Here is an 8,178-nt window from a genome sequence, read left to right on the forward strand (position 1 = left end):
CACTTAAACCCAAAAATAATCAAAATAAATTAATTTGGCTAGAAATTTCGGCCAATCGGGTAATTATGACCATGCAGGGCCAGGGAAGATTCGCCTATCGTCATTTTTGGGAGCAAGGGGTTTTTGGTGTCAGTCGCTACTGGTTAAATGCCGAAAGTCCTCAACCGGGTTACGCTTTTCGCCTCCGCAACTATACCCGTAGTCTCAAATTAGAGGGGAATAATTTCCCCGAATATTTGCGTCTAGAGTACGAATTATGGTCAGATAACCTGATTTTAGGTCATTATGTCCTTCATTTGCAAGTACACCAATAAATAGGGTTGGCTGAATAGAGCTAAAAACATTGTTGGAGAATACTTTTAGACTTTTTGTCCTCAAAAAGTGCCAGCCGGTGGCAAAATTTAGGCACTTTTTTCCCGAAAATTAGGTAATTGTCGGGTGGATTGAAGACTTAGTGCTACACTTCCCGAAACGTCGATTTTATTTGAGCTTGTTGTTAGGAATCCACTTAAAAGAGGTTGTTTAATCTGGCTAATATGCTCTTGGGTATGATATGGGGAAAAGTTCCAGCGATTGCGCTAAAATGGAGTAGTATGCCGCAAGTTTCCACCTGTCGTTACTCTGAGGACTGTTAGACAGAAAGTTTCTGTATAATCAATAGTTAGACAGAGTTTGAGTCAAAGAATTAAGACAAATACAAGGTAGTTTTTATGATTCGCAAACTTTTGAGTGTTTCCATGCTGGCTACAGTTCTTGTAGCAGTCGCATCATCAACTCCTGTTCAAGCCAAGCCAAAAACTTATAAATGCGAAAGTTATAAAACAATGGATGGTCAATGGCGATATCGTATTTCTCCTCCACTTCAGGGTAGTTTTGGCAATACTCCAAATAGTCAAAATTTTATGAATTGTTTTATTCCAGTTTCTAACAAAAAGTGTAGATACGATAACAATACTGGAGATGGCTGGCATGAATGCGGTAAATGCAAAAAAGCTCCAAATGATCCCTTCAATTTTTGTCTAAGAGAAGGCTACGGTGAAATCATTGAAGTTCCTAACAGAGGTCGTTATCGTGCCTTTAGGACAGGAACTACTATTGTTTTAGATTAGGACAATGGGAAGTGCGATGCCGAAGGCACTGCATAGCAGTACGCTATCGCCGTAGGGTGCGTTCCCTAATGCAAGTCCTGCTACAAAGCGCTCGCTTTTTGGGAACGTACCATGCCCATTGATGGCAGTGCGATCGCCGTTATCTTCTTGATTAAACTTTAAAACTGCCATTGCTTGGGATAGGAACGTCACTGGCGATCGCTTTTTGGGGATGAGGAGTGCGATTGCTGATCTTGTCGTTTAGGTCGAGGTAACAAAACCCAACAAGCTTTGTTATAATATTTTTGTCATAAAGCAAGACTTATAAAAATAGATTTATGCCAGAAATTACTCGATTTTATGGAATTATCATTAAAATCTTTTTTGCCGATCATCCACCTCCCCATTTTCATGCGATTTATGGAGAATATAACGCCCTATTTAATCTGGAAACCTTAGAAATCATTGAAGGAGACTTACCTAATAGAGCCACAAAAATGGTTGTAGAATGGGCAACAATCTATCAATCAGAATTATTGAAAATGTGGAACACTCAAGAATTTAATAAATTACCACCTTTGAAATAAAACAATGCTTTATCCCAAAATAACATCAGCCGAAATCATTGAAAATTATACTCTATTGGTGCATTTTTCTAATCATCAAGCTAGAAAATATAACTGTGAAAATCTACTAGAAAAAACGATGTTTTCTTCCCTTAAAAACTATGCTTTCTTTAAAAACTTTCAACTTGATCCATCAGGTAGCGGAATCGTTTGGAATGATGAAGTTGATATAAGCGAGTATGAAATTTGGATCAATGGAATTGAACTATGATTGCCGATCTTGTAGTGCGATCGCTGTTATCTTCTTGATTAAACTCTGAAATTGTCATTGCTTGGGATAGGAACGCCAATGGCGATCGCTTTTTGGGGATAAGGAGAGGCGATCTCTCTTTGTGAGTTGGAAAGTTGTCATCGATCCGCGATCGCGGATGTCATTATTGCCCAAGCAGAGTAAAATAAAAGTCTGTATTGAAAAAGGGGAAAGTAACAATGCCGCCAACAATGCAATTTAGTCAAATCTTAGAAATGATTGACTATCTCTCTTTTGATGAACAAGATGACTTGATCAATATTGTTAAACATCGGCAAATCGAAAAAAGACGAGAACAAATTGCTCAAAATATTTCTCAAGCTCGACAAGACTATCAAAATGGTAATGTTTTTCGAGGAGATGTTGATTCCATTATTGCCAAACTAAACAATGATTAACTTGGTTTTTAGCCAATCATTTAAATGCGCTTTCAAAACAAGGATTAAACGACAACCCGACTTAAAATCAAAAATAGAAGCCAAATTGAGACTACTCGCTGACGATCCCTATAATCCAATATTACGCAGCCATAAACTAAAAGGGAAATTATCAGATGCTTGGGCTTTTTCTGTTGAATATGATTGTCGAATAATTTTCAATTTTGAATCAAACCCTGAAACCCAAGAAGAAGAGATCAACCTAATTGATATTGGAACTCACGATGAGGTTTATTGAATATGATTTTTTATTATGTTAGCAAGGTTTCGGAGTTGGCGATCGCTTTTTGATGATGGGAAAGGGCGATCATGTAAGTAGCTGGTTATAATTAAATTAAAAATGGATTTTAGGTTCGATCCCCCCTTAATCCCCCCTTGATAAGGGGGGCATCTGATAATTTTTAACGCCTACCTACTTATAATCCAAAATATTATGAACTAGATACAAAATCTCGATAAAATGGAGATAGAATGGGACAATAATAAAGCTGCTGCCAACTTGATCAAGCATAAAATTGATTTTGAAGATGCAAAAAACATTTTTCTAGATCCCAACTGTCTGGAAAGAGAAGATAAACGTGATTATAATGAAACTAGAATTCAAGTAATCGGTATAGTTAATCAAGTAGTTTTATTGGTCGTCTATACCAAAAGAAACGGCAGATACCGCATTATTTCAGCAAGGAGAGCCAATAAAAATGAACGACGACAATATTACCAGAGTCAGACTTGATCCCGAAAATGTTAGTCATGGTAAGACAGATTGGGAAAAAGTTGCAGCAATGACTGAGGAAGAAATTGACAAAGCAGCCGAAGCAGATTCGGACTGTCTCCCCCTATCTCAACAAGAATTAAATGAGTTTCGCCGTACATCAATCACAGATGCCGATCTTGTAGTGCGATCGCTGTCATCTTGTTGATTAAACTTTAAAATTGTCACTGCTTGGGATAGGAACGCCAAGGGCGATCGCTTTTTGGGGATGAGGAGTGCGATGCCGAAGAACGTAGTGCGATCTCTGATCTGGTAGAAACCCAACATTACTTTTTCCCAAATTACCACCCAATATCTGAGTTATAATCAATAATATCCATTCTACACCTTAATCAAATAATTTAACTTATGTCTGCTACAATTCGTGAAGAACTTCACCAACAGATTGACCGATTACCTGATGACATTGTTGAAAAAATTGCCAACTTTACCCGATTAATTTCCCCTGAGCCAAACAAGATTTCAGAACATACTAATTGGCAAGATGAAGACTGGCAAAAATTTTCATTAGAGCAATTTTTCAAAGAAGGAGATGAAATTGAATATTCCCTAGCAGATGCTCAAGAAATTTATCAACCATGAAACCAGGTGATATTGTTCTAATTCGTTTTCCTCAAGCAGACTTGAAATCAGGAAAACTGCGTCCAGCTTTAATTATTGCTATTTCACCAAGTCGCCATCGTGATTTATTACTTGCTTTAATTTCTTCTCGTCTCCATCAAGCTACTCTAGGATTTGACGAAATTATTAATACCTCAGATTCTGACTATATTACTACTGGACTTAAAGTGGCTTCTTTAATTCGACTAGGACGATTAACAAGTGTCGAATCATCTGTAATCAATGCACGTTTAGGAACTATCTCACCAGAAAGACTAATACGGATTAAAAATCTTTTAATCAATTGGCTAAGAAAATAAAATTAGTGCTGTAGGGTGCGTTCCCTAATGCAAGTCCTATTACTCCAGAGATCGCTTTTGGGGAACGCACCATGCACATTGATGGCAGCTGTCAGTCTAAGTGCGATGCCGAAGAACGTAGAAGCATGAAACCCAAGGACTGATCATGTTACGCTACCGCTAACCCGTCCTACAAATAATTTTGTCTCCCTCGCTATTTTCTAGATATCTTTCTCCTTGTCCTTTTTCCCTTTTTTAAGAAAAGGTAGAACACCTAAAACCACTCCTGTACCCAGGATAGTTAAGGATGGTTCAGGCACTTGCACTGTTTGAGTTTCTTGATACAAATAGGCTGACCCCGCACTCGTTGCGCCGGTGCTATCCCCATAAGCCCCAATCAAGGCAGTTGTGCCACTGAGGGACACGGAATTGCCAAAATAGTCGTAATCTTCAGCGGTGGGGTTGTTGAAGGTTTGCTGGAGGGTGCCTGTGGTTGTCTCAAACAAATAGGCTGACCCCGCATTCGTTGCGCCGGTGTTATCGTTAATAGCCCCAATCAAGGCAGATGTGCCACTGAGGGACACGGAATAGCCAAAATTGTCGTACTCTTCAGCGGTGGGGTTGTTGAAGGTTTTCAGGAGGTTGCCTGTGGTTGTATCAAACAAATAGGCTGACCCCGCAACCGTTGCGCCGGTGTTATCGCTAGGAGCCCCAATCAAGGCAGATGTACCACTGAGGGACACGGAATAGCCAAAATAGTCGAAATCTTCAGCGGTGGGGTTGTTGAAGGTTTTCAGGAGGTCGCCAGTGATTGTATCAAACAAATAGGCTGACCCCGCATTCGTTGCGCCGGTGTCATCCCGATAAGCCCCAATCAAGGCAGTTGTGCCACTGAGGGACACGGAATAGCCAAAATAGTCGTCATCTTCAGCGGTGGGGTTGTTGAAGGTTTTCAGGAGGTTGCCTGTGGTTGTATCAAACAAATAGGCTGACCCCGCATTCGTTGCGCCGGTGTCATCCCGATAAGCCCCAATCAAGGCAGTTGTGCCACTGAGGGACACGGAATAGCCAAAATAGTCGAAATCTTCAGCGGTGGGGTTGTTGAAGGTTTTCAGGAGGTTGCCTGTGGTTGTATCAAACAAATAGGCTGACCCCGCACCCGTTGCGCCGGTGCTATCGTAAGGAGCCCCAATCAAGGCAGTTGTGCCACTGAGGGACACGGAATAGCCAAAATTGTCGAAATCTTCAGCGGTGGGGTTGTTGAAGGTTTGCTTGAGGGTGCCTGTGGTTGTATCAAACAAATAGGCTGACCCCGCACCCGATGCGCCGGTTTTATCCCCATAAGCCCCAATCAAGGCAGATGTACCACTGAGGGACACGGAATAGCCAAAATTGTCGTACTCTTCAGCGGTGGGGTTGTTGAAGGTTTTGGTTAAGGAGAGAGGGGTAAAGGCTTGAGCCGGGGCGATTACTCCCGCTAAGGAGGTTGTTCCTACCACCAATAGACAAGAAACAAGAGTTTTTATCATCTAGGTTTATCTGGGATTTAAGAATTGAGCTGCGCTGCTTTTGCCGGTTAGCTAAGGGACAACCAACTAAAAGTCGCAGATAGACTATACACATTACCCCCCCCCGCATTGTATTCTACGATACATTTTAATAAATCTTTATATTCCTGGTATAGCAGTTCCAATACAAGGACCGCTATCGCCGTAGGGTGCGTTCCCTAATGCAAGTCCTGCTACAAAGCGATCGCTTTTGGGGAACGCACCATGCACATTGATGGCAGTGCGATCGCTGTTATCTTCTTGATTAAACCTTAAAACTGGGATCTCTTTGAGTGTCATTAGTGCGATCGCTTTTCTTGTCAACAGTTCTAACTCATGCTGATTTTGATATATAGCGTTTCCTAAGCTAGTGAGGTACACATATTTTTCTTCCCTTTTGACTTTTGCCTCTTGCCTTTTGCCTAAAACCCATAACTTTTGTACCTCAGCAGACTGAAAAACGCTATAATAGCCATAATTGTTTGACATCTTAAGAGAAAAAATCATGATTAGAGCGATTAAACAGAAAGGAATTGTTGGCAGAGAAGGAAAAATAGAGCTTTATTCTACGGAACTAGAAGAAGGAACAGATGTGGATATTATTATTTTAGTATCTGATCCTGAACCCGATACAACCGAATATCTTCTTTCAACAGAAGCCAATCAGCGTCAATTATCGGAAGCTATTGACAGAATAGAAAATAAAGAAAACTTAGTGACAATTACCGTAAAAGAATGGCGTGAAAAATATAGTATTTGATCCGAAAGCTTTTAAACAATTCAATGAATGGGCGATAGAAGACAAAAAACTCTATAAAAAAATCGTTGATTTAATTGACGACATATTGCGCCATCCCTTCTCTGGAATCGGTAAACCCGAACCCTTAAAACATCAACTCAAGGGTTATTGGTCAAGACGCATTAATGATGAACATCGCTTAGTTTATAAAATTACAGAAACAGAAATTATTATTATCAGTTGTAAATTTCATTATGACTAGGCTCAATGCGATCGCTGTCATCTTCTTGATTAAACTTTGAAATTGTCATTGCTCGGGATGGGAACGCCAAGGGCGATCGCTTTTTGGGCAGCAGCAGGAGCGAGTGCCGATTTTGTAGAGTTCGTCCCATGTACCTTTTACCCTTTTGAAAGTGTTTTAATCTCTGGGACTTAATCTAATTAAAAAATCAGGCAATTTGTTCGGAAATACGGGGCTGAATTTGCTGAATAATCTCCTCACGGTTAGATAAAGTCTTCAGATCATAAATTACTTGAAGACTGAGCCAGGAAGCAGCATCTCCGCCAAAATAGCAGGCTAATCTTGCTGCCGTATCAGCCGAAATAGAACGACGTTCTTTAACAATTTCATGAATACGAGATGCAGGAACCTTCAAGGCTAAAGCTAAAGCATTCACGCTCATATTTAGAGGAATCAAAAAATCTTCCCGCAGAATTTCTCCTGGGTGAACGGGTCGCATTTGATTAATAGGACGGTTATTCATAATTAATTATTTATGAGTGATAATCAACAATTTCAACATCAGTATGTCCATTATTTGTCCAGATAAAACATAATCGAAACTGAGAATTAATCCGAATACTATATTGTTCTTTTCTATCGCCTTTTAAAGCTTCAAGTTGATTGCCTGGTGGAGAGCGCAGAAACTCTAAGGTTTGAGCCGCATCTAATTGAGTCAACTTCCGAATAGCAGTATCTTTGAAACCACGAAAACGAGGCGGATCTCCTCCTTCAAAAAGTAATCGCGTATGCTTGCATCGGAAAGATTGAATCATATTCAAATGCTATTCCGTTTTGCGTAATATGTCAAGCAAGAACATCAACTGATACTAAATCCGTTGAGTATAGGTAACATATTAGGATAGGCAAAAGGCAAGAGGCAAGAGGCAAAAGGGGGGCTCTCCCAGCTTTGGTGGGTAAAATGTATTCTAAGATACATTTCTCAAGAGCGAGGGGGTGGAACGAACCACAAAGACACAAAGGACACAAAGATCGATCGATCATATAGTAAGTTAAACTTATCACACAGAACCTAGAAGAGCCAAAGGGGGAATAAATAATCAGTCTTTAATAACCGGATTTATTGTCAGCATATCCCTAACACCCTTAAAAACCGACACCCCACACCCACGAAAAGCTTTTTCAGCAGACCCTACTTAGTGCTGTGTATAGAGAAGTTGCGAATTGTTAACCTTAGCTTTGCTAGGAAAATAAAATGTGATATTGTGACCCCAAGGCCGTGAAAAACGGCCAGGTTTTCAGTTTTTTTAAACATCAGGTCGCCACATTCTACAGCTATTTTCGCTCAAAAAAAAACGATTTTCTAGGCATTTCCATGACTTATCTTGTTGAACATCCTTCTACAACCTTTTATTCCTATACCGATACGGGGGTCGACCCCCTGAAAACCGCTCACGGAGTTTATATCACGGTTCACGGACATTTTTACCAACCACCGCGAGAAAATCCCTATCTAGACAGAATTGAACGGCAACCGAGCGCCCATCCCTTCCATAATTGGAATGAACGCATCCATCAC

At 40.3% G+C, this 8,178-nt stretch carries 18 protein-coding genes and 1 pseudogene; 13 read left to right on the forward strand and 6 right to left on the reverse strand.

Going from position 1 to position 8,178, the window contains the following annotated elements; all coding sequences use genetic code 11:
• Together PX484_RS24390 and PX484_RS24395 are read left to right on the forward strand one after the other, a co-directional pair.
• On the forward strand, positions 1 to 314 hold a 314-nt coding region (locus PX484_RS24390; protein WP_288105998.1), incomplete at its 5' end, for a hypothetical protein.
• 396 nt (positions 315 to 710) lie between these two features.
• On the forward strand, positions 711 to 1,109 hold the full coding sequence (locus PX484_RS24395; RefSeq protein WP_043997799.1) for a hypothetical protein: 399 nt from the start codon (positions 711 to 713) through the stop codon (positions 1,107 to 1,109).
• Here the strand turns inward: PX484_RS24395 and PX484_RS24400 are convergent.
• On the reverse strand, positions 1,101 to 1,301 hold the full coding sequence (locus PX484_RS24400; RefSeq protein WP_287766958.1) for a hypothetical protein: 201 nt from the start codon (positions 1,299 to 1,301) through the stop codon (positions 1,101 to 1,103). The genes PX484_RS24395 and PX484_RS24400 overlap by 9 nt on opposite strands.
• Before the next feature lie 125 nt (positions 1,302 to 1,426).
• Between PX484_RS24400 and PX484_RS24405 the strand changes: the two genes are divergently transcribed.
• From PX484_RS24405 to PX484_RS24440, 8 genes are all read left to right on the forward strand, one after another.
• The gene (locus PX484_RS24405; RefSeq protein ID WP_002736965.1) at positions 1,427 to 1,675 is read left to right on the forward strand and encodes a DUF4160 domain-containing protein; all 249 of its coding nucleotides are present in this window, start codon (positions 1,427 to 1,429) and stop codon (positions 1,673 to 1,675) included.
• 4 nt (positions 1,676 to 1,679) lie between these two features.
• Positions 1,680 to 1,925: a DUF2442 domain-containing protein gene (locus PX484_RS24410; protein WP_002737254.1), complete on the forward strand. Its 246-nt coding sequence runs from the start codon at positions 1,680 to 1,682 to the stop codon at positions 1,923 to 1,925.
• Between the two features lie 218 nt (positions 1,926 to 2,143).
• The gene (locus PX484_RS24415) at positions 2,144 to 2,362 is read left to right on the forward strand and encodes a hypothetical protein (protein ID WP_002801541.1); all 219 of its coding nucleotides are present in this window, start codon (positions 2,144 to 2,146) and stop codon (positions 2,360 to 2,362) included.
• The gene (locus PX484_RS24420; protein ID WP_002801542.1) at positions 2,355 to 2,639 is read left to right on the forward strand and encodes a type II toxin-antitoxin system RelE/ParE family toxin; all 285 of its coding nucleotides are present in this window, start codon (positions 2,355 to 2,357) and stop codon (positions 2,637 to 2,639) included. Before PX484_RS24415 ends, PX484_RS24420 begins: the two co-directional genes overlap by 8 nt.
• Before the next feature lie 222 nt (positions 2,640 to 2,861).
• The gene (locus tag PX484_RS24425; protein ID WP_002757427.1) at positions 2,862 to 3,134 is read left to right on the forward strand and encodes a BrnT family toxin; all 273 of its coding nucleotides are present in this window, start codon (positions 2,862 to 2,864) and stop codon (positions 3,132 to 3,134) included.
• Entirely contained in the window at positions 3,100 to 3,321 is a 222-nt protein-coding gene (locus PX484_RS24430) for a hypothetical protein (RefSeq protein ID WP_002801544.1), read from the forward strand. The genes PX484_RS24425 and PX484_RS24430 overlap by 35 nt, the downstream gene beginning before the upstream one ends.
• A gap of 200 nt (positions 3,322 to 3,521) precedes the next feature.
• The gene (locus tag PX484_RS24435; protein ID WP_287766957.1) at positions 3,522 to 3,755 is read left to right on the forward strand and encodes a hypothetical protein; all 234 of its coding nucleotides are present in this window, start codon (positions 3,522 to 3,524) and stop codon (positions 3,753 to 3,755) included.
• Positions 3,752 to 4,093: a type II toxin-antitoxin system PemK/MazF family toxin gene (locus PX484_RS24440; RefSeq protein ID WP_002801547.1), complete on the forward strand. Its 342-nt coding sequence runs from the start codon at positions 3,752 to 3,754 to the stop codon at positions 4,091 to 4,093. Before PX484_RS24435 ends, PX484_RS24440 begins: the two co-directional genes overlap by 4 nt.
• A 200-nt stretch (positions 4,094 to 4,293) precedes the next feature.
• Here PX484_RS24440 and PX484_RS24445 read toward each other — a convergent pair whose 3' ends face one another.
• The gene (locus tag PX484_RS24445; protein ID WP_287766956.1) at positions 4,294 to 5,601 is read right to left on the reverse strand and encodes an FG-GAP repeat protein; all 1,308 of its coding nucleotides are present in this window, start codon (positions 5,599 to 5,601) and stop codon (positions 4,294 to 4,296) included.
• 138 nt (positions 5,602 to 5,739) lie between these two features.
• Positions 5,740 to 6,108, reverse strand: a complete 369-nt coding sequence (locus PX484_RS24450) for a hypothetical protein (protein WP_288106006.1) — start codon at positions 6,106 to 6,108, stop codon at positions 5,740 to 5,742.
• A gap of 16 nt (positions 6,109 to 6,124) precedes the next feature.
• On the opposite strand from PX484_RS24450, the gene PX484_RS24455 reads away from it, so the two are divergent.
• Complete coding sequence (locus PX484_RS24455; RefSeq protein ID WP_287766954.1) at positions 6,125 to 6,379, forward strand: hypothetical protein; 255 nt, start codon at positions 6,125 to 6,127, stop codon at positions 6,377 to 6,379.
• Entirely contained in the window at positions 6,360 to 6,620 is a 261-nt protein-coding gene (locus tag PX484_RS24460; protein WP_002735847.1) for a Txe/YoeB family addiction module toxin, read from the forward strand. The genes PX484_RS24455 and PX484_RS24460 overlap by 20 nt, the downstream gene beginning before the upstream one ends.
• A gap of 187 nt (positions 6,621 to 6,807) precedes the next feature.
• Here the strand turns inward: PX484_RS24460 and PX484_RS24465 are convergent, their stop codons facing one another.
• The 3 genes and pseudogenes from PX484_RS24465 to PX484_RS24475 form a co-directional block, all read right to left on the reverse strand.
• Complete coding sequence (locus tag PX484_RS24465; RefSeq protein WP_002801551.1) at positions 6,808 to 7,122, reverse strand: HigA family addiction module antitoxin; 315 nt, start codon at positions 7,120 to 7,122, stop codon at positions 6,808 to 6,810.
• A gap of 10 nt (positions 7,123 to 7,132) precedes the next feature.
• The gene (locus tag PX484_RS24470) at positions 7,133 to 7,414 is read right to left on the reverse strand and encodes a type II toxin-antitoxin system RelE/ParE family toxin (protein WP_287766953.1); all 282 of its coding nucleotides are present in this window, start codon (positions 7,412 to 7,414) and stop codon (positions 7,133 to 7,135) included.
• A gap of 44 nt (positions 7,415 to 7,458) precedes the next feature.
• A pseudogene (locus tag PX484_RS24475) lies at positions 7,459 to 7,664 on the reverse strand (hypothetical protein).
• A gap of 310 nt (positions 7,665 to 7,974) precedes the next feature.
• Between PX484_RS24475 and PX484_RS24480 the strand changes: the two are divergent.
• Positions 7,975 to 8,178 (forward strand): hypothetical protein (locus PX484_RS24480; protein ID WP_288106011.1); only part of this gene is annotated, 204 nt, incomplete at its 3' end.

This window comes from Microcystis sp. M49636_WE2 (genome assembly GCF_030065375.1).
Taxonomy (GTDB): Bacteria; Cyanobacteriota; Cyanobacteriia; order Cyanobacteriales; family Microcystaceae; genus Microcystis; species Microcystis aeruginosa_C.

What these genes read in the sequence shown, in the direction of transcription:
- PX484_RS24395 (WP_043997799.1), top strand. Translation starts at nt 711, where the DNA reads ATGATTCGCAAACTTTTGAGTGTTTCCATGCTGGCTACAGTTCTTGTA.
- PX484_RS24405 (WP_002736965.1), top strand. Translation starts at nt 1,427, where the DNA reads ATGCCAGAAATTACTCGATTTTATGGAATTATCATTAAAATCTTTTTT.
- PX484_RS24410 (WP_002737254.1), top strand. Translation starts at nt 1,680, where the DNA reads ATGCTTTATCCCAAAATAACATCAGCCGAAATCATTGAAAATTATACT.
- PX484_RS24415 (WP_002801541.1), top strand. Translation starts at nt 2,144, where the DNA reads ATGCCGCCAACAATGCAATTTAGTCAAATCTTAGAAATGATTGACTAT.
- PX484_RS24420 (WP_002801542.1), top strand. Translation starts at nt 2,355, where the DNA reads ATGATTAACTTGGTTTTTAGCCAATCATTTAAATGCGCTTTCAAAACA.
- PX484_RS24425 (WP_002757427.1), top strand. Translation starts at nt 2,862, where the DNA reads ATGGAGATAGAATGGGACAATAATAAAGCTGCTGCCAACTTGATCAAG.
- PX484_RS24430 (WP_002801544.1), top strand. Translation starts at nt 3,100, where the DNA reads ATGAACGACGACAATATTACCAGAGTCAGACTTGATCCCGAAAATGTT.
- PX484_RS24435 (WP_287766957.1), top strand. Translation starts at nt 3,522, where the DNA reads ATGTCTGCTACAATTCGTGAAGAACTTCACCAACAGATTGACCGATTA.
- PX484_RS24440 (WP_002801547.1), top strand. Translation starts at nt 3,752, where the DNA reads ATGAAACCAGGTGATATTGTTCTAATTCGTTTTCCTCAAGCAGACTTG.
- PX484_RS24445 (WP_287766956.1), bottom strand. Translation starts at nt 5,601, where the DNA reads ATGATAAAAACTCTTGTTTCTTGTCTATTGGTGGTAGGAACAACCTCC.
- PX484_RS24450 (WP_288106006.1), bottom strand. Translation starts at nt 6,108, where the DNA reads ATGTCAAACAATTATGGCTATTATAGCGTTTTTCAGTCTGCTGAGGTA.
- PX484_RS24455 (WP_287766954.1), top strand. Translation starts at nt 6,125, where the DNA reads ATGATTAGAGCGATTAAACAGAAAGGAATTGTTGGCAGAGAAGGAAAA.
- PX484_RS24465 (WP_002801551.1), bottom strand. Translation starts at nt 7,122, where the DNA reads ATGAATAACCGTCCTATTAATCAAATGCGACCCGTTCACCCAGGAGAA.
- PX484_RS24470 (WP_287766953.1), bottom strand. Translation starts at nt 7,414, where the DNA reads ATGATTCAATCTTTCCGATGCAAGCATACGCGATTACTTTTTGAAGGA.